This is a genomic window from Burkholderia sp. Bp8991, assembly GCF_003853795.1.
GTDB lineage: Bacteria > Pseudomonadota > Gammaproteobacteria > Burkholderiales > Burkholderiaceae > Burkholderia.
Genome location: NZ_QTQJ01000018.1, coordinates 89,648 through 115,293, shown reverse-complemented (window position 1 = coordinate 115,293; position 25,646 = coordinate 89,648). Strand labels below are relative to the sequence as shown.

At 67.8% G+C, this 25,646-nt stretch carries 20 protein-coding genes; 8 read left to right on the top strand and 12 right to left on the bottom strand.

The genetic code is table 11. From position 1 onward, the window contains the following. Positions 1-152: 152 nt before the first annotated feature. The 5 genes from secF to queA all read right to left on the bottom strand — a co-directional run bounded on the left by secF (position 153) and on the right by queA (position 6,288). On the bottom strand, positions 153-1,103 hold the full coding sequence (gene secF / locus DIE02_RS21145; protein WP_044844020.1) for a protein translocase subunit SecF: 951 nt from the start codon (positions 1,101-1,103) through the stop codon (positions 153-155). An 18-nt stretch (positions 1,104-1,121) separates the two neighbouring features. Further along, positions 1,122-3,152, bottom strand: a complete 2,031-nt coding sequence (gene secD, locus DIE02_RS21140; RefSeq protein WP_124529742.1) for a protein translocase subunit SecD — start codon at positions 3,150-3,152, stop codon at positions 1,122-1,124. Positions 3,153-3,258: 106 nt separating this feature from the next. Then, positions 3,259-3,582, bottom strand: a complete 324-nt coding sequence (gene yajC, locus DIE02_RS21135; protein WP_006476868.1) for a preprotein translocase subunit YajC — start codon at positions 3,580-3,582, stop codon at positions 3,259-3,261. A gap of 231 nt (positions 3,583-3,813) precedes the next feature. Next, the gene (gene tgt, locus DIE02_RS21130; RefSeq protein WP_124529740.1) at positions 3,814-5,013 is read right to left on the bottom strand and encodes a tRNA guanosine(34) transglycosylase Tgt; all 1,200 of its coding nucleotides are present in this window, start codon (positions 5,011-5,013) and stop codon (positions 3,814-3,816) included. A 207-nt stretch (positions 5,014-5,220) separates the two neighbouring features. Then, entirely contained in the window at positions 5,221-6,288 is a 1,068-nt protein-coding gene (gene queA / locus DIE02_RS21125; protein ID WP_124487974.1) for a tRNA preQ1(34) S-adenosylmethionine ribosyltransferase-isomerase QueA, read from the bottom strand. A 167-nt stretch (positions 6,289-6,455) separates the two neighbouring features. Between queA and recG the strand changes: the two genes are divergently transcribed. From recG to ubiA, 6 genes are all read left to right on the top strand, one after another. Further along, positions 6,456-8,804: an ATP-dependent DNA helicase RecG gene (gene recG / locus DIE02_RS21120; RefSeq protein WP_124529738.1), complete on the top strand. Its 2,349-nt coding sequence runs from the start codon at positions 6,456-6,458 to the stop codon at positions 8,802-8,804. Between the two features lie 137 nt (positions 8,805-8,941). After that, positions 8,942-9,901: a hydrogen peroxide-inducible genes activator gene (locus tag DIE02_RS21115; protein ID WP_044844025.1), complete on the top strand. Its 960-nt coding sequence runs from the start codon at positions 8,942-8,944 to the stop codon at positions 9,899-9,901. A gap of 552 nt (positions 9,902-10,453) precedes the next feature. Further along, positions 10,454-12,640 (top strand): catalase/peroxidase HPI, encoded by a 2,187-nt coding sequence (gene katG / locus DIE02_RS21110; protein ID WP_124519961.1) that lies wholly within the window; start codon positions 10,454-10,456, stop codon positions 12,638-12,640. 104 nt (positions 12,641-12,744) lie between these two features. Beyond that, positions 12,745-12,900 (top strand): hypothetical protein, encoded by a 156-nt coding sequence (locus DIE02_RS35590; protein ID WP_185500316.1) that lies wholly within the window; start codon positions 12,745-12,747, stop codon positions 12,898-12,900. A 120-nt stretch (positions 12,901-13,020) separates the two neighbouring features. Next, positions 13,021-13,509, top strand: coding sequence for a non-specific DNA-binding protein DpsA (dpsA, locus tag DIE02_RS21105; RefSeq protein WP_044844027.1), 489 nt, complete (start codon positions 13,021-13,023; stop codon positions 13,507-13,509). Positions 13,510-13,806: 297 nt separating this feature from the next. Further along, positions 13,807-14,679, top strand: coding sequence for a 4-hydroxybenzoate octaprenyltransferase (gene ubiA, locus DIE02_RS21100; RefSeq protein ID WP_124487971.1), 873 nt, complete (start codon positions 13,807-13,809; stop codon positions 14,677-14,679). Positions 14,680-14,781: 102 nt separating this feature from the next. Here the strand turns inward: ubiA and proC are convergent, their stop codons facing one another. From proC to DIE02_RS21070, 6 genes are all read right to left on the bottom strand, one after another. Beyond that, positions 14,782-15,594, bottom strand: a complete 813-nt coding sequence (gene proC / locus DIE02_RS21095; protein WP_124487970.1) for a pyrroline-5-carboxylate reductase — start codon at positions 15,592-15,594, stop codon at positions 14,782-14,784. A 50-nt stretch (positions 15,595-15,644) separates the two neighbouring features. Further along, positions 15,645-16,343 (bottom strand): YggS family pyridoxal phosphate-dependent enzyme, encoded by a 699-nt coding sequence (locus DIE02_RS21090; RefSeq protein WP_124519959.1) that lies wholly within the window; start codon positions 16,341-16,343, stop codon positions 15,645-15,647. Positions 16,344-16,479: 136 nt separating this feature from the next. Next, on the bottom strand, positions 16,480-17,706 hold the full coding sequence (glcF, locus tag DIE02_RS21085) for a glycolate oxidase subunit GlcF (protein WP_124519957.1): 1,227 nt from the start codon (positions 17,704-17,706) through the stop codon (positions 16,480-16,482). Between the two features lie 290 nt (positions 17,707-17,996). Then, on the bottom strand, positions 17,997-19,085 hold the full coding sequence (glcE, locus tag DIE02_RS21080; RefSeq protein WP_124519955.1) for a glycolate oxidase subunit GlcE: 1,089 nt from the start codon (positions 19,083-19,085) through the stop codon (positions 17,997-17,999). Positions 19,086-19,265: 180 nt separating this feature from the next. Next, on the bottom strand, positions 19,266-20,759 hold the full coding sequence (locus DIE02_RS21075) for an FAD-linked oxidase C-terminal domain-containing protein (RefSeq protein WP_044844032.1): 1,494 nt from the start codon (positions 20,757-20,759) through the stop codon (positions 19,266-19,268). A 37-nt stretch (positions 20,760-20,796) separates the two neighbouring features. Continuing rightward, positions 20,797-22,206 carry an FAD-binding oxidoreductase gene (locus DIE02_RS21070; RefSeq protein ID WP_124487967.1) on the bottom strand — a complete coding sequence of 470 codons (1,410 nt, stop codon included), beginning with the start codon at positions 22,204-22,206 and terminating at the stop codon, positions 20,797-20,799. A 140-nt stretch (positions 22,207-22,346) separates the two neighbouring features. On the opposite strand from DIE02_RS21070, the gene DIE02_RS21065 reads away from it, so the two are divergent. Continuing rightward, entirely contained in the window at positions 22,347-22,898 is a 552-nt protein-coding gene (locus DIE02_RS21065; RefSeq protein WP_124519953.1) for a cob(I)yrinic acid a,c-diamide adenosyltransferase, read from the top strand. A 93-nt stretch (positions 22,899-22,991) separates the two neighbouring features. Next, a complete protein-coding gene (gene hmpA / locus DIE02_RS21060) occupies positions 22,992-24,200 on the top strand; it encodes an NO-inducible flavohemoprotein (protein WP_124529736.1) in 1,209 nt (402 codons plus the stop codon). A 114-nt stretch (positions 24,201-24,314) separates the two neighbouring features. Here the strand turns inward: hmpA and aroG are convergent, their stop codons facing one another. Continuing rightward, the gene (aroG, locus tag DIE02_RS21055; protein ID WP_059465445.1) at positions 24,315-25,388 is read right to left on the bottom strand and encodes a 3-deoxy-7-phosphoheptulonate synthase AroG; all 1,074 of its coding nucleotides are present in this window, start codon (positions 25,386-25,388) and stop codon (positions 24,315-24,317) included. Positions 25,389-25,646 lie beyond the last annotated feature (258 nt).

Here is a 25,646-nt window from a genome sequence, read left to right as displayed (position 1 = left end):
CGGCTTCGGCGGGTGGCGGGGCGGGACGGTGACGCGATTGTAGCCGACGGTCCGTGCAGTCGCGACGGACGAGGAGGGCGGCGGCTCGCCCATGAAAAAAGGCCGGTCCACGAGGGACCGGCCTTCCGGTATCAGCCGAAGCGATACAGCGCTTAAACCTGCGCGCCCGCGTTCGGATCGTCCGGATCGTGCGCGGTCTTCTTTTCCTTGATGAGGTCTTCGCGCTTGATGCCGAGCCACATCGCGAGCGAGCCCGCGACGAACACCGACGAGTAGATGCCGAACATGATGCCGACCGTCAGCGCGAGCGCGAAGTAGTGCAGCGTCGGGCCGCCGAAGAAGAACATCGACAGCACCATCATTTCCGTCGACGTGTGCGTGATGATCGTCCGCGACATCGTGGTCGTGATCGCGTGGTTGATCACTTCCTGCACGCTCATCTTGCGTTCGCGGCGGAACGTTTCGCGGATCCGGTCGAAGATGACGACCGACTCGTTGACCGAGTAGCCGAGCACCGCGAGGATCGCCGCGAGCACCGCCAGCGAGAACTCCCACTGGAAGAACGCGAAGAAGCCGAGAATGATCACGACGTCGTGCAGGTTCGCGATGATACCGGCGACCGCGTACTTCCATTCGAAGCGGATCGACAGGTAGATCACGATGCCGATCACCACGCACGCGAGCGCGAGGAGACCGTCGGTCGCAAGCTCGCGGCCGACCTGCGGGCCGACGAACTCGACGCGCTGCAGCGTCACGTCGGGGCTTTGCGCCTTCAGCGCGGTCATCACCTGGTCGCTCTGCTGCGCGGACGTCAGGCCTTCCTTCAGCTGCAGGCGGATCAGCACGTTGCGCGAGGTGCCGAAGTTCTGCACCTGCGCATCGGCATAGCCGAGCTTGCCGAGCGTGTCGCGCACGGGTTCGAGCTGCGCGGCCTGCTGATACTGGACCTCGATCACCGTGCCGCCGGTGAATTCGACGGACAGGTGCAGCCCGCGGTGGAACAGGAAGAACACGGCGGCGAGGAACGTGACCAGCGAGATCACGTTGAACACCAGCGCGTGCCGCATGAACGGAATGTCTTTACGGATGCGGAAAAATTCCATGGCTTCGTCTCCGGGGCCTTATTGGGTCGAGCCCGGTTTCTTCGGCGACACGCCTTGCTGCGCGCGGTTGCGCAGCTGCGGCTTGCCGGCGCGCGGTGCGTCGCCCTTCGCGGGAGCGGCGAGCTTCGCGGCGCGCGCGGTGTCGGTCGATTCGTCGGCCGCGCCGAACGCTGCGCCTGCGGCACCGGCCGTGGCGCCTTCCGGCTTCCACACCTGGCCGATCGCGAGCGACTTCAGCTTCTTGCGGCCGCCGTACCAGAGGTTGACGATCCCGCGCGAGAAGAACACCGCGGAGAACATCGACGTCAGGATGCCGAGGCAGTGCACGATCGCGAATGCGCGAACCGGGCCCGAACCGAACGCGAGCAGCGCGAGGCCGGCGATCAGCGTCGTGACGTTCGAGTCGAGAATCGTCGCCCACGCATGCGCGTAACCGGCCTGGATCGCGAGCTGCGGCGGCTGGCCGGCGCGCAGTTCTTCACGCACGCGCTCGTTGATCAGCACGTTCGAGTCGATCGCCATGCCGAGCGCGAGTGCGATAGCGGCGATACCGGGCAGCGTCAGCGTCGCCTGCATCAGCGACAGCACCGCGACGAGCAGCAGCAGGTTCACCGACAGGCCGATCACCGAGATCACGCCGAACAGCATGTAGTACGCGATCATGAACACGGCGATCGCGCAGAAGCCCCAGATCACCGAGTGGACGCCCATCTTGATGTTGTCCGCGCCGAGGCTCGGGCCGATCGTGCGTTCCTCGATGATGTCCATCGGTGCGGCGAGCGAACCGGCGCGCAGCAGCAGCGCGAGGTCGGCCGCCGCCTGCGGCGTCGGCTGGCCCGTGATCTGGAAGCGGTCGCCGAGTTCGGACTGGATCGTCGCGACCGTCAGCACCTCGCCCTTGCCCTTCTCGAACAGCACCATCGCCATCGGCTTGCCGATGTTCTCGCGCGACACCGCGCGCACCGAGCGGCCGCCCGCCGAGTCGAGGCGGATGTTGACCGACGGACGCTGGTGTTCGTCGAAGCCGGCCGACGCATCGATGATGCGGTCGCCGGTGAAGATCACTTCCTTCTTCAGCAGCACGGGCGCCTGGTTGCCCTGCGTAAACAGCTCCTCGCCCGGCGGCACGGGGTCGTTCGGGTTCGGGTGCGTGTTGAGCGGATCGGCGAGGCGCGCCTCGAGCGTCGCGGTGCGGCCGATGATGTCCTTCGCCTTCGCGGTGTCCTGCACGCCCGGCAGTTCGACGACGATACGGTCGTTGCCCTGCTGCTGCAGGATCGGCTCGGACACGCCGAGTTCGTTCACGCGGTTGTGGAGCGTGGTCAGGTTCTGCTTGAGCGCGGCGTCCTCGACGGCCTTCTGCACGGCCGGCGTGAACGTGCCGACGACTTGCGTGCCGCCGCCGCCGGGCTGGGTCGCCCATTGCAGTTCGGTGACCGACGCGGCGAGCACCTTGCGGGCGTCTTCGGCCGTTTGCGCGTCGCTGAAGTTGACGACGACGGACTGGTCGACGCGGCTCACGCCGCCGTCGCGGATGTTCTTGTCACGCAGCAGCGCACGGGCGTCGGACGCGTCGGAGTCGAGCTTCTTGGTGAGCGCGCCCGTCATGTCGACCTGGAGCAGGAAATGCACACCGCCGCGCAGGTCGAGGCCGAGATACATCGGCAGGGCGTGCAGCGCGGTCAGCCAGCGCGGCGACGCGCTCTGCAGGTTCAGTGCGACGACGTACTGCGGATCGTTCGGGTCGGTGTTCAGCGATTTCTGCAGCAGGTCCTTGACGCGCAGCTGCGTATCGGTGTCCTTCAGGCGCACGCGGATGTTCGCGTTGGACGCCGTGTTCTCGAAGGTGACGTCGTCCGGCGTGATCTGCGCGGACGCGAGCGCGGATTCGACCTGGGTCAGCGTGGTCGAGTCGAGCTTGACCGTGGCCTTGCCGCTCGACACCTGCACCGCCGGCGCTTCACCGAAGAAGTTGGGCAATGTGTACAGAAGGCCGATGGCGAGCGCCACGACCATCACGACATATTTCCAGAGTGGATAACGATTCATGAGGGGGCCGAACGGGTGGTTGGCGTGAAAGCGTCGCGTCCGGCGCCGCGGCGGCCCGCGCTGTCAGGCGGGCACGGCGCGGGGAGCCGGACGCTCGGTGAAAACCTTACAGCGACTTGATCGTGCCCTTCGGCAGAATGGTCGTGACCGCAGCCTTCTGCACGGTGATTTCGGTGCCTTCGGCGATTTCGACGCCGATGTAGCCTTCGGTGACCTTCGTCACCTTGCCGACGAGGCCGCCGCTCGTGACGACTTCGTCGCCCTTCGCCATGGCCGCGAGCATGTTGCGGTGTTCCTTCTGGCGCTTCATCTGCGGACGGATCATGATGAAGTACAGCACCGCGAACATCAGGATGAGCGGCAGGAAGCTCATCAGGCTCGATTCGGCGCCACCGGCGCCTTGCGCGAAGGCATTGGAAATGAACGGCACGTTGGTCTCTCCGTAGGGGAAGATCGAAAAATAAGCCGGTTATTCTACCACCGGCCCCATGCGCGAACGGCTCGGCAAATGCGCTTTCGGATCAAGCTGTTAAGCGTGAAACGACGCCGTTGCGACTCGTTTGGAAAGGCGATTGTAATGTTTGGCGGTCGCGACGGGCACCCGGAACGCATTATTTAGTACGTGTCCTATGTGACGGGCGCGCTGCGGGCCGCCGGCCCGTCAGTCGACCCCTCTCGCGCGATCCTCCGCGAAGCGCTGGCGGAATGCGTCGAACGTATGGGTCTCGATCGCGTCGCGGATCTCGCTCATCAACTGCAGGTAGTAGTGCAGGTTGTGGATCGTGTTGAGCTGCGCGCCGAGGATTTCGCCGACGCGGTGCAGGTGATGCAGGTAGCCGCGCGAGAAATTCTGGCACGTGTAGCACGTGCAGCTCGCGTCGAGCGGCTTCAGCGAGTTCTTGTGCGTCGCGTTGCGGATCTTCACGTCGCCGAAGCGCGTGAAGAGCCAGCCGTTGCGCGCGTTGCGGGTCGGCATCACGCAGTCGAACATGTCGATGCCGTTCGCGACGCCCTCGACCAGGTCCTCCGGCGTCCCGACGCCCATCAGGTAGTGCGGCTTGTGCGCCGGCAGCTTCGGGCCGACGTGCCGCAGCACGCGCATCATGTCTTCCTTCGGCTCGCCGACCGACAGCCCGCCGATCGCGAGGCCGTGGAAGCCGAGCTCCGCGAGGCCCGCGAGCGATTCGTCGCGCAGGTCCTCGAACATCCCGCCCTGGACGATCCCGAAGAGAGCGTTCGGGTTGCCGAGCCGGTCGAACTCGTCGAGCGAGCGCTTCGCCCAGCGCAGCGACATGCGCATCGAGTCGGCCGCTTCCTTGTGCGTGGTCGGCACGCCGTTGGTCGCGTACGGCGTGCACTCGTCGAACTGCATCACGATGTCCGAGTTCAACACCTTCTGGATCTGCATCGACACTTCCGGCGACAGGAACAGCTTGTCGCCGTTGATCGGCGATGCGAACGTCACGCCGTCCTCGGTGATCTTGCGCAGGTCGCCGAGCGAGAACACCTGGAAGCCGCCCGAGTCCGTCAGGATCGGCTTGTTCCAGCCCATGAAGCCGTGCAGGCCGCCGTGCGCGTCGATCGTGTCGAGGCCCGGGCGCAGCCACAGGTGGAACGTGTTGCCGAGGATGATCTGGGCCTTGATCTCGTGCAGCTCGCGCGGCTGGATCGCCTTCACGGTGCCGTACGTGCCGACCGGCATGAAGATCGGCGTCTCGACCACGCCGTGGTTGAGCTTCACGCGGCCGCGGCGCGCATGGCCGTCGGTCGTCAGCAGTTCGAATTCGAGCCCGTTCGCGGGGCGGTCCTGCACGGGGGCGTGCGGATGAGCGTGCGTATCGTGGGATGAACCTTCGGTCATCGCGTCATTCTCCTTGCCACCGGAGAACAGTCCGGCGCATGTTGGAAACGCCGCCGGGCAACCGGCGGCGGGGAAAAGCGGGTGCGCGCCATCGTAGCGCGTACCGCAGCAAAACGGGGGCGACGGCGCGGGGACAACGGCGCGACGGCGCGACGCGCAGCGGCCGCAGCGCGGTCGCGGGCCGGCGTGTCTTCGCACCTGCCGCGCTTACGCGCGCGGCGCCTCCGGCGTGTCGCGCCGCGTGAGCAGCATCGCGTCGCCGTAGCTGAAGAAGCGGTAGCGTGCGTCGATCGCGTGCCGGTACGCGGCGCGGATCGTCTCGACGCCCGCGAACGCCGACACCAGCATCAGCAGTGTCGACTTCGGCAGGTGGAAGTTCGTGACGAGCCGGTCGACGATCCGGAAAGCGTAGCCGGGCGTGATGAAGATGTCGGTCTCGGCCTGCGTCGCCGCGAGCGGGCGGCCGGCTTCGTCGGCGCTGCGCGCCGCGGCTTCGAGCGCGCGCATCGAGGTCGTGCCGACCGCGATCACGTTGCCGCCGCGCGCGCGGGTCGCGGCGATCTTGTCGACAAGCGACTGCGGCAGGTCGTACCACTCGCTGTGCATCTTGTGCTCGGCGAGGTTCTCGACGCGCACCGGCTGGAACGTGCCGGCGCCCACGTGCAGCGTCAGCGTCGCGCGCTCGACGCCCATCGCGTCGAGCTGCTCGAGCAGCGGCTGGTCGAAATGGAGCCCGGCCGTGGGCGCGGCGACCGCGCCCGGATTGCTCGCATAGACGGTCTGGTAGCGCGTTTCGTCGGTCGCGTCCGGATCGTGCTCGATATAGGGCGGCAGCGGCAGGCGGCCGAACTGCTCGATCAGGTCGAGGCACGGCTCGGGGAAGATCAGCGTGAAGAACGGCTCGACGCGCTCGCCGACCGTCACGTCGAACGCGTCGGCGAGGCGCAGCGTCGTGCCGGCGCCCGGCGACTTGCTCGCGCGGATCTGCGCGAGCGCGGTGTGCGTGCCGGTCACGCGCTCGATCAGTACCTCGATCTTGCCGCCGCTGGCCTTCTGGCCGAAGAAGCGTGCCTTCAGGACCTTGGTATCGTTGAACACGAGCAGGTCGCCGGGCGCGATGCACGACGGCAGCTCGGCGAAGCGGCGGTCGACGAGGCGCGCGGGCTCGACGGTGCCGTCGACCTCGAGCAGGCGGCTCGCGGTACGGTCGGGCAGCGCGGTTTGCGCAATCAGCTCGGGAGGCAGATTGAAATCGAAATCGGAAAGCGTGAACATGCGGGCTGGTTCGAAACGGCCGGCGGGCGCCGCCGACAAGGCGGAAACGCATGAATGGGGCGCGCGAGCCGCTATGATGGCGGGATGCGCGGCCTGGCCGGCGTCGTTCGTTCGGACGACGTGAAAGCCGCTATTGTACTTGCCTTGCGAAGCACCCAGACGATCCGATGCCTGTGTCACCACGCCGTTCCACCGCCGCCGTTGCCGATTCCGCCGATCCGTTCGACGCGGACGATGCCGCGTTACCCGCGCGCAGCGCGGGGGAGCACGAGTCACCGCGCGGTATCGCGCCGCGGCGCACGGGCCCGAAGCGCGGTGCCGACGGGCGGCTCGCGCAGCCGGCCGCTGCCGCACCCGACGCCGAACCGGGCGCGGGCGGTGACGAAGCGGGTGAAGCGGGCGCAGCGGGACCATCCGGTGCGAAACGCAAGAAGAAGCCGGCCGCCGACAAACCCGTGAAGACCGTCGACAAGCTCGCGAAGCTCGGCCTCACGCGCTCGATCGATCTCGTGCTGCATCTGCCGATGCGCTACGAAGACGAAACCACGCTCACGCCGATCGGCGAACTGCTGCCGGGCGGCATCGCGCAGACCGAAGGCGTCGTGTTCGACAACGAGGTCGCGTACCGGCCGCGTCGGCAGCTCGTCGTGAAGATCCAGGACGACGACGGCGAGCAGCTCGTGCTGCGCTTCCTCAATTTCTACGGCTCGCAGGTCAAGCAGATGGCCGTCGGCCAGCGGCTGCGCGTGCGCGGCGACGTCCGCGGCGGCTTCTTCGGGATGGAGATGGTGCATCCGGCCGTGCGCGTCGTCGAGGCCGATGCGCCGCTGCCGCAGGTGCTCACGCCCGTCTATCCGAGCACGGCCGGCGTGTCGCAGGCGTATCTGCGCAAGGCGATCGAGAACGCGGTCGAGCGCACGCCGCTGCCCGAGCTGCTGCCGCCCGAGATCGAGCGCGACTACCTGAAGCCGCTCGGCGTGCCGACGCTCGCGCAGGCCGTGCGCATCCTGCACCACCCGGCCGTCGATTCCGACGAAGCCGCGCTGATGGACGGCTCGCATCCGGCGTGGACCCGCATCAAGTTCGAGGAGCTGCTCGCGCAGCAACTGTCGCTCAAGCGCGCGCACGAGGAGCGCCGCACGCGCGCGGCGCCCGCGATGCCGCGTCGCGCCGCGACCGATGCCGATGCGCTGACCACACGCCTTTACGCGGCGCTGCCGTTCACGCTGACGGGCGCGCAGTCGCGCGTCGTCGACGAGATCGCGCACGACCTCACGCTCGCGCACCCGATGCAGCGGCTGCTGCAGGGCGACGTCGGCAGCGGCAAGACGGTCGTCGCGGCGCTGGCGGCCGCGCAGGCGATCGACGCCGGCTACCAGGCCGCGCTGATGGCGCCGACCGAAATCCTCGCGGAACAGCACGCGCGCAAGCTGCGCGCGTGGCTCGAACCGCTCGGCGTCACGGTCGCATGGCTCGCGGGCAGCCTGAAGGCGAAGGAGAAGCGCGCGGCGATCGAGGCCGCGGCGCTCGGCACCGCGCAGCTCGTGATCGGCACGCACGCGATCATCCAGGACACCGTCGAATTCGCGCGGCTCGGCCTCGTGATCGTCGACGAGCAGCACCGCTTCGGCGTCGAGCAGCGTCTCGCGCTGCGCGCGAAGGCCGCGAACGCGGCCAACGGCGCGCGCGATTTCCAGCCGCACCAGCTGATGATGTCGGCCACGCCGATCCCGCGCACGCTCGCGATGACGTATTACGCGGACCTCGAGGTGTCGACGATCGACGAGCTGCCGCCGGGCCGCACGCCGGTGCTGACGCGCCTCGTCGGCGACGCGCGGCGCGAGGAGGTGATCGCCCGCGTGCGCGAGGCCGCGCTGACCGGCCGCCAGGTGTACTGGGTGTGTCCGCTGATCGAGGAGAGCGAGACGCTGCAGCTGCAGACGGCCGTCGAAACCTATGAAACGCTGGCCGCGGCACTGCCCGAGCTGAAGGTCGGGCTCGTGCACGGGCGGCTGTCGCCGGCCGACAAGGCGGCCGTGATGGAGGCCTTCACGCGCAACGACGTGCAGCTGCTCGTCGCGACGACCGTGATCGAAGTCGGCGTCGACGTGCCGAATGCCTCGCTGATGGTGATCGAGCACGCGGAGCGCTTCGGCCTCGCGCAGTTGCACCAGCTGCGCGGCCGCGTCGGGCGCGGCACCGCGGCGTCGGTGTGCGTGCTGCTGTACACGGGCCCGCTGTCGCTGACCGGCCGCGAGCGGCTGAAGACGATGCGCGAGACGACCGACGGCTTCGAGATCGCGCGGCGCGACCTCGAGATCCGCGGCCCCGGCGAATTCCTCGGCGCGCGCCAGTCCGGCGCGGCGATGCTGCGCTTCGCGAACCTCGAGACCGACGGCTGGCTGATCGATCCGGCCCGCGACGCGGCGGCGCGGCTGATCGCCGCGTATCCCGACGTGGTCACGCAGCATCTCGCCCGCTGGCTCGGCGCGCGCGAGCAATATCTGAAGGCCTGATTCGCGCATTCAGGGTCGGATTTAAAACCGCCATGCAGCGCTGATTCGGCGTGTTGCGATACAGAGAAACTTGGCGAACCGGTGCCAACGGGTGTATAAATTAAACCTATCGCCTGTATATCCCTGATTGACCCACAATGACCCTGACTGAATTGAAATACATCGTCGCGGTCGCGCGCGAACGGCACTTCGGTCGCGCGGCCGAAGCGTGCTTCGTGAGCCAGCCGACGCTGTCGGTGGCGATCAAGAAGCTCGAAGACGAGCTCAACGTGCAGATTTTCGAGCGCGGCGCGAGCGAGGTGAGCGTGACCCCGATCGGCGACCAGATCGTCACGCAGGCGCAGCGCGTGCTCGAGCAGACCTTCGCGATCAAGGAGATCGCGAAGCAGGGCAAGGACCCGCTCGTCGGCCCGTTCCGGCTCGGCGTGATCTACACGATCGGGCCGTACCTGCTGCCGACGCTCGTCAAGCAGATGATCCAGCGCGTGCCGCAGATGCCGCTGATGCTGCAGGAAAACTACACGCTGAAGCTGCTCGAACTGCTGAAGCAGGGCGAGATCGACGCCGCGATCATGGCGCTGCCGTTCCCCGAAACCGGCCTGATGGTGCGGCCGCTGTACGACGAGCCGTTCGTCGTCGCGCTGCCGGCTGGCCATCCGTGGGAGAAGCGCGAGGAAATCGACGCCGAGGACCTGAAGCAGGAAACCATGCTGCTGCTCGGCAACGGCCATTGCTTCCGCGATCACGTGCTCGGCGTGTGCCCGGAGCTGATGCGCTTCTCGCAGACGGCCGACGGCATCCAGAAGACCTTCGAGGGCTCATCGCTCGAAACGATTCGCCATATGGTCGCGAGCGGCGTCGGCATCACGGTGCTGCCGCGGATGTCGGTCGCCGAGGTTGGTCCGCGCGCGAACGGCCCCGACGCCGAGTTGCTGTCGTACGTGCCGTTCAACGAACCGGTGCCGGATCGCCGCGTCGTGCTGGTGTGGCGCAAGAGCTTCACGCGGATGCCCGCGATCGACGCGATCAGCGAGGCGATCGCCGCGTGCGAGCTGCCGGGCGTCGCGAAGCTCGACATGCCGGCGACGATGAACTGAGTGAACTGATCAGGGAGCAGTGCTCCCGAGGCAGGCGGATGAACGGGGTCTGGCGACCCCGTTTATTTTTGCCTATCGAATAGATGAAATTTATTAAATTCAAATTATCGATAGACGTAATTAGAATCATTTCCATGGATTGCGTCGGATCGGCGGTTCGATTCGCACGTTGAATGCAAGCGTCAAAGGAGGATGTCATGATGCGGTCGGTACTGCAGCACGCGCAGCGGAACATCCCGTCGCGCGACGAGGTCGTCAATCGTGCGAGGGCCGCGGCCCGGAGCCTGCGCCCGATTGCGTTCGCGTACCTGGCGGACCGTACGTATGGCGGATGAGTGCCGTTGCATGCAGGTTCGGTGTTCCCCGACTCACCGCCGTTCAGCCATGAGGGAGCGTTGCATGTCCGAAGTCCCGCAACCCGCATCGAAGGCCACGCGGCCTGACACCCCGTAGTACGACAGGATCAACCTGTTCCGTTTCATCCCCCCGCAATGCTCCATGAACCGCGCCCGGCAAGTGGGGGCTTACGAGTCAAGCAAAGGAGAAAAAAGCATGTCGACCGAATCGAAGTGTCCGTTCAACCATACGGCGGCCGGCGGCACGTCGAACAGGGACTGGTGGCCGAACCAGCTCAATCTCAACATCCTGCACCGGCACTCGGCGCTGTCCGATCCGATGGACAAGGATTTCGACTACGCGGAAGCGTTCAAGAAGCTCGACCTCGCGGCGGTGAAGCGCGATCTGCAGGCGCTGATGACCACGTCGCAGGACTGGTGGCCGGCCGACTTCGGCCACTACGGCGGCCTGTTCATCCGGATGGCCTGGCACAGCGCCGGCACGTACCGGACCGCCGACGGCCGCGGCGGCGCGGGCGGCGGGCAACAGCGCTTCGCCCCGCTGAACAGCTGGCCGGACAACGGCAACCTCGACAAGGCGCGCCGGCTGTTGTGGCCGATCAAGCAGAAGTACGGCCGCAACATCTCGTGGGCCGACCTGCTGATCCTGACCGGCAACGTCGCGCTCGAATCGATGGGCTTCAAGACCTTCGGCTTCGCGGGCGGCCGCGTCGACACATGGGAACCGGACGACGTCTACTGGGGTTCGGAAAAGATCTGGCTGGAACTGAGCGGCGGCCCGAACAGCCGTTACTCGGGCGACCGTGATCTCGAGAACCCGCTCGCGGCCGTGCAGATGGGCCTCATCTACGTGAACCCGGAAGGCCCCGACGGCAACCCCGACCCGGTCGCGGCGGCCCGCGACATCCGCGAGACGTTCGCGCGGATGGCGATGAACGACGAAGAGACGGTTGCGCTGATCGCCGGCGGCCACACGTTCGGCAAGACGCACGGCGCCGGCCCCGCTACGAACGTCGGCCCCGAGCCGGAAGCGGCGGCCATCGAGCAGCAGGGCCTCGGCTGGAAGAGCACGTACGCATCGGGCAAGGGCCGCGACGCGATCACGAGCGGCCTCGAAGTCACGTGGACGTCGACACCGACGAAGTGGAGCAACGACTTCTTCAAGCACCTGTTCGGCTATGAATGGGAACTGACGAAGAGCCCGGCCGGCGCGCACCAGTGGGTTGCGAAGGGCGCCGACGAGGTGATTCCCGATGCGTTCGATCCGGCGAAGAAGCATCGCCCGACGATGCTGACGACCGACCTGTCGCTGCGTTTCGACCCGGCCTACGAGAAGATCTCGCGCCGCTTCTACGAGAACCCGGCCGAGTTCGCCGACGCGTTCGCGCGCGCCTGGTTCAAGCTCACGCACCGCGACATGGGTCCGCGTGCGCGCTATCTGGGCCCGGAAGTGCCGGCCGAGCAACTGCTGTGGCAAGACCCGATCCCGGCCGTCGACCACCCACTGATCGACGCCGCCGACGTCGCGGCGCTGAAGGCGAAGGTGCTCGCGTCGGGGCTGTCGGTCGCGCAGCTCGTGTCGACCGCGTGGGCGTCGGCTTCCACGTTCCGCGGTTCGGACAAGCGCGGCGGCGCGAACGGCGCGCGCATCCGCCTCGCCCCGCAGAAGGACTGGGAAGTGAACCAGCCGGCGGCACTTGCCGCGGTGCTCGAAACGCTCGAAGGCGTGCAGAAGGCGTTCAACGATGCGCAGACGGGCGGCAAGAAGGTGTCGCTCGCCGACCTGATCGTGCTCGCCGGTGCAGCCGGCGTCGAGCAGGCCGCGAAGAACGCGGGTGTCGCGGTGACGGTGCCGTTCGCACCGGGCCGGATGGACGCGTCGCAAGAGCAGACCGACATCGAGGCGATGGCCGTGCTCGAGCCGGTTGCGGACGGTTTCCGCAACTACCTGAAGCACGCGTACAAGACGCCGGCCGAGGCGCTGCTGGTCGACAAGGCCCAGCTGCTGACGCTGAGCGGGCCGGAGCTGACGGTGCTCGTCGGCGGCCTGCGGGTGCTCGGCGCGAACGTCGGTGACGCAAAGCACGGCGTGTTCACCGATCGTCCGGGCGCGCTGACCAACGACTTCTTCGTGAACCTGCTCGACATGGGCACGGAGTGGAAGCCGGTGTCGGCCGCGAACGACGTGTTCGAAGGGCGCGACCGGGCGACGGGCCAGGTCAAGTGGACCGGCACGCGCGTCGACCTGATCTTCGGTTCGCACTCGCAGCTGCGGGCGCTGGCCGAGGTGTACGGCAGCGCCGACGCGCACGAGAAGTTCGTGCGCGATTTCGTCGCGGCCTGGAACAAGGTGATGAACCTCGACCGCTTCGACCTCGCGTGAAAGTCGCGATGCGCTGACGCAGTCACGCTGTAACGTGAAACGGCCGGTCGCACGACCGGCCGTTTTTTCTTCCGATTCAAGGTCTTGTCGAAGGAGTGACGACCATGACGCAAATGATGCTGAACATGCGCGCCGCGTTCACGCCGGCCGAGCTGGCGCGCCGTATCGTCGGTTTCGCGATCGTCATCGGCGGTGCGGCCGAGCTGGTCGCGCAGGCGCTGCACGCGCTCGCACCGCTCGTGTCGAGCGCCGGCGGCTGAGCGCAGCGAATCGCGCGCCGCGCTAGACTGGCACGTCGCGAACGGATGCCGCACGGCGCGGCATGCGGATTGCTCGACGCGTTTTCGCCGGTTCAACATTTCGAATGAGGAGTCCCGAAGATGGCCAGGAAAGGCAACGCCACGCAGATCAACATCGGCATCAGCGACAAGGACCGCAAGAAGATCGCGGACGGCCTGTCGCGTCTGCTCGCCGATACGTTTTCGCTGTACCTGAAGACCCACAACTTCCACTGGAACGTCACCGGGCCGATGTTCAACACGCTGCATCTGATGTTCGAAGAGCAGTACAACGAACTGTGGCTCGCGGTCGACCTGGTCGCCGAGCGCATTCGCACGCTCGGCGTCGTCGCGCCGGGCACGTTCGCGGATTTCGCGAAGCTGTCGTCGGTGCCGGAAGCGAACGGCGTGCCGGCGGCCGAAGAGATGATCCGCCAGCTCGTCGAAGGGCACGAGACGGTCGTGCGCACCGCGCGCGAAATCTTCCCGATCGCCGATGCGGCGAGCGACGAGCCGACCGCCGACCTGCTGACGCAGCGCCTGCAGACGCATGAAAAGACTGCGTGGATGCTGCGGTCGCTGCTTGCCTGAATCCGGGGTGACCGGCCGTGCGTCGTGCGGCCGGTGTCAGCGGGTGATCGGCAACCGGGCGGTGTCCCGAAGTCGAAGCGGGGTCGGATTGCCTGCATCGGCATCGAATGTCGGCAGGGCGGGCTGCGCACCGCCCATGCATCTGTCCCCTGATCGACGTATGCGGCTGCTCGGCCGCGTGCAGCGGGCCCGGGCAGCCTGCGCGCGCGCCGCCGCACCCGGCTGCGGGCCGTCCCGACATGACGCGAACCGCCGCTCGGCTCTAAAATGCCGGGATTCTCTTCCCGGTGGTTCGCCATGCTCGCTCGCTTTCCCCTGTACCTGCGGCTCGTCCGGATGGACAAGCCGATCGGCAGCCTGCTGCTGCTCTGGCCGACGCTCAACGCACTGTGGATCGCGTCGGACGGTCATCCGCGCTGGCCGCTGCTGGTGATCTTCGCGCTCGGCACGTTGCTGATGCGCTCGGCCGGCTGCGCGATGAACGACTATGCCGACCGCGATTTCGACCGTCACGTGAAGCGCACGGCCGACCGGCCGCTGACGTCGGGCAAGATCCGCGCATGGGAAGCCGTCGCGATCGCGGTGGTGCTGTCGTTCATCGCGTTCCTGCTGATCCTGCCGCTCAACACGCTGACGAAGGAGCTGTCGGTCGTCGCGCTGTTCGTCGCCGGCTCGTACCCGTTCATGAAGCGTTTCTTCGCTATTCCGCAGGCGTATCTCGGCATCGCGTTCGGCTTTGGCATCCCGATGGCGTTCGCGGCCGTGCAGGACACGGTGCCGATGCTCGCGTGGGTGATGCTGGTGGCGAACATCTTCTGGTCGGTCGCGTACGACACCGAATACGCGATGGTCGACCGCGACGACGACATCAAGATCGGCATTCGCACGTCCGCGCTGACGTTCGGCCGCTTCGACGTCGCGGCCGTGATGGCGTGCTATGCGGTGACGCTGGGCATCTACGTGTGGATCGGCGTGACGCTCGGCTTCGGTCTCGCGTACTGGGCCGGCTGGGCTGCGGCGGTCGGCTGCGCGCTGTATCACTACACGCTGATCAAGGATCGCGAGCGGATGCCGTGCTTCGCGGCGTTCCGGCACAACAACTGGCTCGGCGGCGTGCTGTTCGCGGGGATCGCCGTGCATTACCTGCTGGCGGGGCCGGCTGCCAACTGAAGCGGTACGGGCACCTCGCCGGTGCGCGATGCCAACAAAAAAGCGGCCGTGGCCGCTTTTTTTGTTGGCGCGGCCGGGCAAGCCCGGCCGACGACGCGGCGCTTACGCGCGACCGAGCTCGTCGCCCATTTCCTTCGCGCGTGCCTCGGCCGCGAGCGCGCCGCGCACGATCGCTTCCTTCACGCCTTGCGCGTCGAACGACGCGAGCGCGGCGGCCGTCGTGCCGCCCTTCGACGTCACGCGCTCGCGCAGCACGCTCGCCGGTTCGCCCGACTGCGCGGCGAGTTGCGCGGCGCCCGCGAACGTCGCGACCGCGAGCGCGCGGCCCTGTTCGTCGTTCATACCGAGGCGGCGCGCGGCTTCCTGCAGCGCTTCGATGAAATAGAACACGTACGCCGGGCCGCTGCCCGAGATCGCCGTGACCGCGTCGAGCTGCGCTTCGTCGTCGAACCAGACGATCTCGCCGACCGCGCCGAGCACGTTCGACGCGAGCTCGCGACCGGCCGCGTCGACGCCCGGCAGCGCGGCGAGGCCCGTCACGCCCATGCCGACCAGCGCCGGCGTGTTCGGCATCGTGCGCACGACGCGTGCGTAGTCGCCGAGCCAGCGGGCGAGGTCGGTGCCGCGGATGCCGGCCGCGATGCTGATCACGAGCTGCGACTTCAGGTGCGGCGCGAGCGCCTGCGCGACGTCCTTCAGCACCTGCGGTTTCACCGCGAGCACGATCGCGTCGTAGTCCGCGAGCGTCGCGTCGACGGCCGCGCCGGTGCGGATGCCGAACTGCTGCGCGGTGCGCGCGCGGGCGTCTTCGTTGACGTCGATGGCATACAGGCCGTCAGCGGCGACGCCGCGCTTGATCAGGCCGCCGATCAGGGCCGCGGCCATGTTGCCGCCGCCGATGAATGCGATTTTCATGGTGTCGAATTGAGCAAGTGAGTGAACGGGAAGGCGGAAAAGGGCGGCGCTCAGTGCGAATAATCGCGGGCGCCGAAGATCGCGGTGCCGACGCGCACGATGGTCGCGCCTTCGAGCACCGCGGCCTCGAGATCGGCGGACATGCCCATCGACAACGTGTCGAGCGGCAGGCCGTCGGCGCGCAATGCGTCGTACAGCGCGCGCAGCGCGCGATGCGGCACGCGTTGCGCATCGATATCGCCGGCCGGCTCGGGAATCGCCATCAGGCCGCGCAGGCGCAGCGCCGGCAGCGCGGCGACCGCGCGCGCGACGTCGGCCACGTCGGCCGGCGCGACACCGCTCTTCGACGCCTCGCCGCTGATGTTCACCTGCACGCATACGTTGAGCGGCGGCAGGTGCGCGGGGCGCTGTTCGGCGAGGCGCTGCGCGATCTTGAGCCGGTCGACCGAATGGACCCAGTCGAACCGTTCGGCGACCGGGCGCGTCTTGTTCGATTGCAGCGGCCCGATGAAATGCCATTCGAGCGCGGCGCGCAGATCCGCGAGCGCGTCGATCTTGTCGATCGATTCCTGCACGTAGTTCTCGCCGAACGCGCGTTGGCCGGCCGCATGCGCGGCGCGCACGTCGTCGGCGGGAAACGTCTTCGACACGGCGAGCAGCGAGACGGTGGCGGGATCGCGGCCGGCCGCGCGGGCGGCGTCGGCGATGCGGCGGTGAACGGAATCGAGACGGACGGCGAAATCGGACATGACGGGCACGGAAGCAGGCACGGGAAGCGAGTACGGCGGCGAATGGCGACGAATGCGGCAGCGGGTGCGGCACGGCACGCGCCGCATCGGTTCGCCCATTATACGGACGGGGCGCCGGCGGGGCCGGCCATCCGCGTCAGCCGTACAGCAGATGTTCGACGAGCTGGATCCAGTGCGCGACCGGAATCTGCGTGCCGCTTTGCAGGTGCGCGATGCAGCCGACGTTGCCGGACACGATCATCTGCGGCTCGAGTGCCTGCAGCTTCAGCAGCTTCTGCTTGCGCAGCCGGTACGACAGCGACGGCTGCGTCAGCGAATAGGTGCCGGCCGAGCCGCAGCACAGATGGCTGTCGGCCGGCAGCCGCACGTCGATGCCGAGCGTCTCGAGCAGGCGCTCGACCTTGCCGCGCGACTGCTGGCCGTGCTGCAGCGTGCACGGCGGGTGGTACGCGACGGTATGGATCGCGCGGCGCCGCGCGAGCGTCGCGATCTCGGCCTCGAACGCGAGCAGCACGTCGGAGATGTCGCGCGTCAGCGCGACGATGCGCTGCGCCTTCTCCGCATAGGCCGGATCGTCGCGCAGCAGGTGCGCGTATTCGAGCACCGTCGCGCCGCAGCCCGTTGCGTTCATCACGATCGCTTCGGCGCCTTGCTCGACGTACGGCCACCACGCGTCGATGTTGCGGCGCGCGTCGTCGAGGGCCTCGTCGTGATAGTTCAGGTGCAGGCGGATCGCGCCGCAGCAGCCCGCGTCGGGCGCGACGATCGTCTCGACCCCGAGCGCGTCGAGCACGCGCGCGGTCGCGATGTTGATGTTCGGCAGCATCGACGGCTGCACGCAGCCGGCGAGCATCAGCATCTTGCGCGAATGGGGGCGCTGCGGCCATTCGAGCAGCCGCGTGCGCGGCGGCACCTTGTCGCGCAGCCGTTTCGGCAAGAGCGGCCGCATGTGCTGGCCGAGCCGCATGAGCGGCGAGAACAGCGCCGCGTTCGGCACGACGCTGGCGAGCACGCGGCGCACGAGCCGTTGCTGCACGGGGCGCTGCACTTGCGCCTCGACGTGCTTGCGGCCGATTTCGACGAGCCGGCCGTACTGGACACCCGACGGGCAGGTCGTCTCGCAGCTGCGGCAGGTGAGGCAGCGGTCGAGGTGCTGCTGCGTGCTGCGCGTGACGGGCGCGCCTTCGACCATCTGCTTGATCAGGTAGATGCGGCCGCGCGGGCCGTCGAGTTCGTCGCCGAGCAGCTGATAGGTCGGGCACGTCGCGGTGCAGAAGCCGCAATGCACGCACTTGCGCAGGATCGCGTCGGCCTCGTCGCCGTCGGGCGTATTGCGGATGAAATCGGCGAGGTTCGTTTGCATCGATCTTAGGGTCTGTTTATATATGGAACGCGCATGCGTTGCCACGAGAACGGCCGCTCGCGAGGCGCGTGACGCCGCGAATACTGGCGTATTCGCAAGGAGCGCAACGCGGCGAGCGGCCGTTCTCGTGGCAACCCCTAATCAAAAGATTCATTCCACGGGAATGCCCGAAATCGCCCGTATGGCGGCGTCGCTCGTCGCTTGTTTGGCTCGGCCAAACGGCGCTCCTCACTTCTTGCCCTACGCGCGATTTCGGGCATTCGCATGTGCGTTCCATATATAAACAGACCCTAAAGATCAGGGTAGAGCCGGCCGCGATTGAAGATGCGCGCGGGATCGAACGCAGCCTTCAGCCCGCGGTGAATCTTCATCAGCGGCGCGGGCAGCGGCGTGAACACGCCCGCGCTGCGGTCGTACGACTCGCCCGCGCGGAACAGCGTCGCATGGCCGCCGGCCTGCTTCGCGCTCATGCGCACCGTCTGCGCGTCGGCGTCGGTGATCCACCAGCGCTGCGCGCCGCCCCATTCCATCAGCTGGGTGCCGGGCAGGTGCATCGGTTCGGTGATCGACGGCAGCGCGAGCCGCCACAGCGCATAGCCGGGCGGGATGCCGTTGAAGAACGGGTCGGTGTGCTCGCGCACGCCGGCCCAGAAGCGCTCGGCCTCGACCGCGTCGACGACTTCGCCGCCGAGCAGCGTCTTCGCCGATTTCACGGCCGCCTCGGCGCCCGACAGCCGCAGCACGAGCGTGCCGTTGCGCCACGCGCTCGCGCTGACGGGCAGCGGATGGCCGCCCCATTCGTTGAGCTTGCGCACCGCGTCGGTCGCGGTCATCTCGAACTTCAGCGTGACTTCGGCGACGGGCACCGGCAGCACCTTGATCGACAGCTCGAGCATCAGCCCGAGCGTGCCGAGCGAGCCGGCCATCAGCCGCGACACGTCGTAGCCGGCGACGTTCTTCACGACCTGCCCGCCGAAGCGCAGCGCTTCGCCGCGGCCGTTCATCAGCGTGACGCCGAGCACGAAATCGCGCGGCGCGCCGCAGGTCGCGCGGCGCGGCCCCGCGAGGCCCGCCGCGACGCAGCCGCCGACGGTGGCCGCGCGGCCGAAGTGAGGCGGCTCGAACGGCAGCATCTGGCCGCACTCGGCGAGGACGGCTTCAAGCTGCGCGAGCGGCGTGCCCGCGCGGACCGTGACGACGAGTTCGGCCGGGTCGTACGACACGACGCCCTGAAACGCACGCGTGTCGAGTATTTCGCCGTCCAGCGCCTGGCCGTACCAGTCCTTGGTGCCGCCGCCGCGAATCCGCAGCGGCCGGCCGTCGGCACTGGCGGCACGGATGCGCTCGGCCCATCCGGCGACGATGTCGTCCTCTTCCATGTTGTATTGCTGCCTCGTTGTTGTCCGGTCGATTGTACCGGGGTGGCGCGAATCCACATCGCGACTATCCCTAAGCCACGCATGACGAATGCATGCGGGCGTCGCCGCGCGCACGGCCGGCGCGGGCAGGGCGGCACATCGCGGCCCGCGCGGCGGCACGGGCCGCGCACCGCGCGGCGCTCAGAAACGCGGCAGGTCGGGGTGCGGCAGCAGCCCTCCGCGCACGTGCTGGCGGCCGTATTCGGCGCAGCGCGCGCGGGTCGGGATGCCCTTGTCGGGATTGAGCAGCCCGGCCGGATCGAACGCGCGCTTGACCGCGAAGAACGCATCGCGCTCCTGCGGCGAGAACTGCACGCACATCGAATTCAGCTTTTCGATGCCGACGCCGTGCTCGCCCGTCACGCTGCCGCCGAATTCCACGCAGCATTCGAGTATTTCCGCGCCGAACTGCTCGGCGCGGTGCAGCTCGTCCGGATCGTTCGCGTTGTAGAGAATCAGCGGATGCATGTTGCCGTCGCCGGCATGGAACACGTTGATGCAGCGCAGCCCGTAGCGTGTCTCGAGCTGCTCGATGCGGGCGAGCAGCGGGCCGATCGCACGGCGCGGCACGGTGCCGTCCATGCAGTAATAGTCGGCGGAAATGCGCCCGGCGGCCGGGAACGCGTTCTTGCGGCCGGACCAGAAGCGCAGTCGCTCGCTTTCGTTGCGGGACACCTGGATGCGCGTCGCGCCATGCTCGCGCAGCACGGCCGTCATGCGGACGATTTCCTCCGCGACTTCTTCGGGCGTGCCGTCCGATTCGCACAGCAGGATCGCCTTCGCGTCGAGGTCGTAGCCCGCGTGCGTGAATGCCTCTACGGCCTGGGTGGCCGGCTTGTCCATCATTTCCAGCCCCGCCGGGATGATGCCCGACGCGATGATCGCGGCGACAGCCTCGCCGCCCTTCACGACATCGTCGAAGCTTGCCATCACGAGCTGCGCGGTCTGCGGTTTCGGGATCAGCTTCACCGTGATTTCGGTGACGATCGCGAACATCCCTTCGCTGCCGATCATCACCGCGAGCAGGTCGAGGCCCGGCGCGTCGAGACCGAGCGAGCCGAATTCGACGACCTCGCCGTCGATCGTGACCGCGCGCACGCGCATCACGTTGTGCACCGTCAGCCCGTATTTCAGGCAATGGACGCCGCCGGAATTTTCGGCGACGTTGCCGCCGATCGTGCAGGCGATCTGCGACGAAGGATCGGGGGCGTAGTACAGCCCGTAAGGCGCGGCGGCTTCCGAAATCGCGAGGTTGCGCACGCCGGGCTGCACGGTGGCCGTGCGCGCGTACGGATCGACCTCGACGATGCGCGTGAAGCGCGCGAGCGACAGCACGACGCCGTTCGCGATCGGCAGCGCGCCGCCGGACAGGCTCGTGCCGGCGCCGCGCGGCACGATCGGCACTTCCATGCGGCGGCAGATCTGCACGATCCGCTGCACCTGCGATTCGGTTTCGGGCAGCGCGACCGCGAGCGGCAGCCGGCGGTACGCCGACAGGCCGTCGCATTCGTACGGCGCGGTGTCTTCGTCGCGGAACAGCAGGCAATGCGTCGGCAGCACGGCCATCAGCGCCTGCACGACTTCGCGCTGGCGCTGCGCGCGGGTCGCGCTCGACAGTTCGACGGAAGCGTTCATTGGGTCTCCAGCCGGGGCGCGGCGGCGCGCCGCCGTGTCAGCACGTGAAGATCTTGCCGGGATTCATCAGGTTGCGCGGATCGAGCGCCAGCTTGATCGCGCGCATCGCATCGATCGCGTTGTCGCCGTGCTCCTTCGGCAGGAAGCGCATCTTGTGCAGCCCGACGCCGTGTTCGCCGGTGCAGGTGCCGCCGAGGCGCAGCGCGCGCTCGACGATCCGGTCGTTGATGCGTTCGGCTTCGTCGATTTCCTCGGGCCTGTCGGGATCGATCAGGATCGCGACGTGGAAATTGCCGTCGCCGACGTGGCCGACGATCGGGCAGGGCAGCGACGATGCGCGCAGGTCGATCTCGGTTTCCTCGACGCACGCGGCGAGCTGCGAGATCGGCACGCACACGTCGGTCGTCACCGCGCGGCAGCCGGGCTTCAGCTGCAGCATCGCGAAGTACGCGTTGTGGCGCGCGGCCCAGAGCCGCGTGCGGTCCTCGGGGCGGGTCGCCCATTCGAAGCCCTGGCCGTTGTTCTGGCCCGCGAGCGCCTGCACGAGCTCGGCCTGTTCCTTCACGCCGGCCTCGGTGCCGTGGAATTCGAAGAACAGCGTCGGCGCTTCGGCGAGCGTCAGGTTCGAATGGCGGTTGATCGAGCGCACCGCGAGCGCGTCGACGAATTCGACGCGCGCGATCGGCACGCCGATCTGGATCGTTTCGATCACCGTGCGCACCGCGTCGCCCATCGACGGGAACGTGCAGATCGCGGCCGACACGGCTTCGGGCAGCGGATGCAGGCGCAGCGTGATCTCGGTGATCACGCCGAGCGTGCCTTCGGAGCCGACGAACAGGCGCGTGAGGTCGTAGCCGGCGGACGACTTGCGCGCGCGCGAGCCCGTCTTCACGACGCGGCCGTCGGCGAGCACGGCGGTCAGGCCGAGCACGTTTTCGCGCATGGTTCCGTAGCGCACGGCGTTGGTGCCCGATGCGCGGGTCGCGGTCATCCCGCCGATGCTGGCGTCGGCGCCCGGATCGATCGGGAAGAACAGGCCGGTGTCGCGCAGCGCTTCGTTGAGCGCCTTGCGCGTGATGCCCGGTTCGACCGTGACCGTCAGGTCTTCCGCGTTGATCGACAGCACGCGGTTCATCTCCGACAGGTCGAGCGAGACGCCGCCGCGCACCGCGAGCAGATGGCCTTCGAGCGACGAGCCGGCGCCGTACGGGATCAGCGGCACGCTGTAGAGCGCGCACAGCGACACGACTTGGCGGACTTCATCGGCGTTGCGGGCGAACACGACGGCGTCGGGCAGTTGCGGATCGAACGGCGATTCGTCGCGGCCGTGATGGGCGCGGACGGCGTCGGCGGTCGACACGCGCTCGCCGAAGGCGGCGCGCAGCGCATCGAGCATGGCGGGGGGCAGCGGGCGGCGCGTGGTGGCCGGCGGGGCAGGGTGATTCACGAATGTCTCCTGACGACTGCTTGTCAAACCTTCGGCCCATTCTACGCTGGAACGCCCGCTGCGCCCGCCGCCGCGGGCTGCGATAATCGCGTACCAACCCAACCGGGCCGCATCGCGGCCGCGCACGAGAGGACATTCGCATGGGCAACCGCTTGAGCAAGATCGCGACGCGCACGGGCGACGACGGCACCACCGGCCTCGGCGACGGCCGGCGCATCGGCAAGGACGACGCGCGGATCGCCGCGATCGGCGACGTCGACGAACTGAACTCGAATCTTGGCGTGCTGCTCGCCGAGACGCTGCCGGACGACGTGCGCACGGCGCTCGTCACGATCCAGCACGACCTGTTCGATCTCGGCGGCGAGCTGTGCATTCCCGGCCATGCGGTGCTCGACGACACGCACCTCGCGCGCCTCGACAACTGGCTGGCCGACTACAACGCGACGCTGCCGCCGCTGAAGGAATTCATCCTGCCGGCCGGCTCGCGTGCGGCGTCGCTCACGCACGTCTGCCGGACGGTGTGCCGCCGCGCGGAGCGCTCGATCGTCGCGCTCGGGCGCACCGACACGCTCAATGACGCGCCGCGGCGTTACGTGAACCGGCTGTCGGACCTGCTGTTCGTGCTGGCGCGTGTGCTGAACCGCGCGGATGGCGGCTCGGACGTGCTGTGGGAGCGCGGGCGCGTCCGCTGACCCCCGGCGTCGTGTTTCCGCACTGCGACAATTTGCCCGACGGACGTCTGTTTTTAAAGATGTATCGTAAAAGCATGTTTAACGGAGAACGACATGACCCACATCACCGCTGACCAGATGGCTCGCGTGAAGGCCACTGCCCCTGTCCTCGCCGTGCACGGCGCGACGATCACGAAGCATTTCTACCAGCGCATGTTCGCGCGGCATCCGGAACTGAAGAACCTGTTCAACCAGACGCACCAGAAGACCGGCAGCCAGCCGGAAACGCTCGCGAAGGCGGTCTATGCGTATGCGGCGAACATCGACAACCTCGGCGCGCTCGGCGGGGCGGTGTCGCACATCGCGCACAAGCACGCGAGCCTGAACATCCGCCCCGAGCATTACCCGATCGTCGGCGAGAACCTGCTCGCGTCGATCGTCGAAGTGCTCGGCGATGCGGTCGACGCCGAGACGCTCGAGGCATGGCGCGTCGCGTACGGCCAGCTCGCGCAGATCCTGATCGGCGCCGAGGCCGACCTGTACGCGGGCGCCGCGTGGAGCGGCTTCCGTCCGTTCAAGGTTGCCCGCAAGGTGCGTGAGAGCGACGAGATCACGTCGTTCTACCTGACGCCGGCCGACGGCGGCGACGCGCCGACCTTCGCGCCCGGCCAGTACGTCACGGTGAAGCGCTTCGTCGGCGATCTCGGCGTCGATCAGCCGCGCCAGTACAGCCTGTCCGACGCGCCGCACGGCAAGTGGCTGCGCATCTCGGTGAAGCGCGAGGCCGGCCAGCCGGAAGCGATCCCGGCCGGCAAGGTGTCGACGCTGATGCATGACGGCGTGGAGGAGGGCGCGATCGTCGAGGTGACCGCGCCGATGGGCGAATTCTCGCTGAAGCGCGGCGTCGATACGCCGGTCGTGTTGATCTCGGGCGGCGTCGGGCTCACGCCGATGGTGTCGATGGCCTCGACGCTGGTCGGCGAAGGCAGCACGCGTGAAGTACGGTTCGTCCACGCATGCCGGTCGGGCGCGGTGCATGCGTTCCGCGACTGGCTGAACGATACGGTGCGCGAACACGCGAACGTCAAGCGCACGGTGCTGTATGAATTGGTGGGGCCGACCGACCGGGTCGGCGTCGATCACGACCTCGAGGGGCGCCTGACGCCGGAGCGCGTGAAGTACGATGCGCTGGTGCCGGATGCCGACTACTACATCTGCGGCCCGATCGCGTTCATGAAGGCGCAACGCGACGCGCTGGTCGCGCTCGGCGTCGCGCCGGAACGCATCAATACCGAGGTCTTCGGCTCGGGCGCGCTCGTGTGAGGATCTGACGGCGGCTGCTCGCACATGAAGAAGCCCGGCGCAAGCCGGGCTTCGTTTCTTGCGGCACAGGCCGGAGCCCGCAGGCGGCATGTGCCGCCTCGGGCCCGCCGGCGATCAGTTCCCGCTGCCGCGCGCGACGCGGCGTGCCTTCACCGATTCCGCGAGGCCTTCGAGCACCTTCACGCTGTCGTCCCACGCGATGCACGCGTCGGTGATGCTCTGGCCGTAGGTCAGCGGGCAGCCTTCCTTCAGGTCCTGGCGCCCCTCGACGAGGTGCGACTCGATCATCACGCCGACGATGCGCTCGTCGCCGGCCGCGACCTGGCGGCCGATGTCCGCGCACACGGGAATCTGGTTCTCGTGCTTCTTCGAGCTGTTCGCATGGCTCGCGTCGATCATCAGGCGCGCGGCGAGGCCGGCCTTGCCGATGTCCGCGCACGCGGCGTTCACGCTGTCCGCGTCGTAGTTCGGCGTCTTGCCGCCGCGCAGGATCACGTGGCAGTCCTCGTTGCCGGCCGTCGACACGATCGCCGAATGGCCGCCCTTGGTCACCGACAGGAAATGGTGCGGCTGCGATGCGGCCTTGATCGCGTCGACCGCGATCTTCACGTTGCCGTCGGTGCCGTTCTTGAAGCCGACCGGGCACGACAGCCCCGACGCCAGCTCGCGGTGCACCTGCGACTCGGTCGTGCGCGCGCCGATCGCGCCCCACGAGATCAGGTCGGCGATGTACTGCGGGCTGATCATGTCGAGGTATTCGGTCGCGGCCGGCAGCCCCATCTCGTTGATCTGCAGCAGCAGCTCGCGCGCGGTGCGCAGCCCTTCGTTGATCTTGAAGCTGTTGTCGAGGTGCGGATCGTTGATGAGCCCCTTCCAGCCGACCGTCGTGCGCGGCTTCTCGAAGTACACGCGCATCACGATTTCCAGCTCGCCCTTGAAGCGCTCGCGCTCCTTCACGAGCCGCCCCGCGTACTCGATCGCCGCCTTCGTATCGTGGATCGAGCACGGCCCGATCACGACGATCAGCCGGTCGTCCATCCCGTGCAGGATGCGGTGCATCGACTGGCGCGAGTTGTAGATCAGCTCGGACGCGGCCTCGGAGCACGCGAATTCGCGGATCAGGTGGGCGGGCGGCGTCAGTTCCTTGAGTTCGCGGATGCGGACGTCGTCGGTGTTGTGCGGGGGCATGCTGTTTCTCCTGGTTTTGCGGGCGCCGTTCGGTCAGTGCGCGTGCGGCAGATTCATCGATTCAAGCGATTCAGTGATTTCGGTCGGGGCCGCGGGATCCGCTGCGGCGGCGACCGGGTGGCGAAGGGCGAAAAAAAACCGCCGGGTTCGCCGGCGGTTTTTTCGGGAATTTCGGTTGCGCTTCACGCGCCATCAACCCTCTCGATCCGCCAGCGGTCTGAGATGCCAAAAAAAGTAAAAATAAAACTTGGCGGACAT

Coding starts and splice junctions, on each gene's coding strand:
- secF (WP_044844020.1), bottom strand. CDS start 1,103: ATGGAATTTTTCCGCATCCGTAAAGACATTCCGTTCATGCGGCACGCG.
- secD (WP_124529742.1), bottom strand. CDS start 3,152: ATGAATCGTTATCCACTCTGGAAATATGTCGTGATGGTCGTGGCGCTC.
- tgt (WP_124529740.1), bottom strand. CDS start 5,013: ATGACCGAAGGTTCATCCCACGATACGCACGCTCATCCGCACGCCCCC.
- queA (WP_124487974.1), bottom strand. CDS start 6,288: ATGTTCACGCTTTCCGATTTCGATTTCAATCTGCCTCCCGAGCTGATT.
- recG (WP_124529738.1), top strand. CDS start 6,456: ATGCCTGTGTCACCACGCCGTTCCACCGCCGCCGTTGCCGATTCCGCC.
- DIE02_RS21115 (WP_044844025.1), top strand. CDS start 8,942: ATGACCCTGACTGAATTGAAATACATCGTCGCGGTCGCGCGCGAACGG.
- katG (WP_124519961.1), top strand. CDS start 10,454: ATGTCGACCGAATCGAAGTGTCCGTTCAACCATACGGCGGCCGGCGGC.
- DIE02_RS35590 (WP_185500316.1), top strand. CDS start 12,745: ATGACGCAAATGATGCTGAACATGCGCGCCGCGTTCACGCCGGCCGAG.
- dpsA (WP_044844027.1), top strand. CDS start 13,021: ATGGCCAGGAAAGGCAACGCCACGCAGATCAACATCGGCATCAGCGAC.
- ubiA (WP_124487971.1), top strand. CDS start 13,807: ATGCTCGCTCGCTTTCCCCTGTACCTGCGGCTCGTCCGGATGGACAAG.
- proC (WP_124487970.1), bottom strand. CDS start 15,594: ATGAAAATCGCATTCATCGGCGGCGGCAACATGGCCGCGGCCCTGATC.
- DIE02_RS21090 (WP_124519959.1), bottom strand. CDS start 16,343: ATGTCCGATTTCGCCGTCCGTCTCGATTCCGTTCACCGCCGCATCGCC.
- glcF (WP_124519957.1), bottom strand. CDS start 17,706: ATGCAAACGAACCTCGCCGATTTCATCCGCAATACGCCCGACGGCGAC.
- glcE (WP_124519955.1), bottom strand. CDS start 19,085: ATGGAAGAGGACGACATCGTCGCCGGATGGGCCGAGCGCATCCGTGCC.
- DIE02_RS21075 (WP_044844032.1), bottom strand. CDS start 20,759: ATGAACGCTTCCGTCGAACTGTCGAGCGCGACCCGCGCGCAGCGCCAG.
- DIE02_RS21065 (WP_124519953.1), top strand. CDS start 22,347: ATGGGCAACCGCTTGAGCAAGATCGCGACGCGCACGGGCGACGACGGC.
- hmpA (WP_124529736.1), top strand. CDS start 22,992: ATGACCCACATCACCGCTGACCAGATGGCTCGCGTGAAGGCCACTGCC.
- aroG (WP_059465445.1), bottom strand. CDS start 25,388: ATGCCCCCGCACAACACCGACGACGTCCGCATCCGCGAACTCAAGGAA.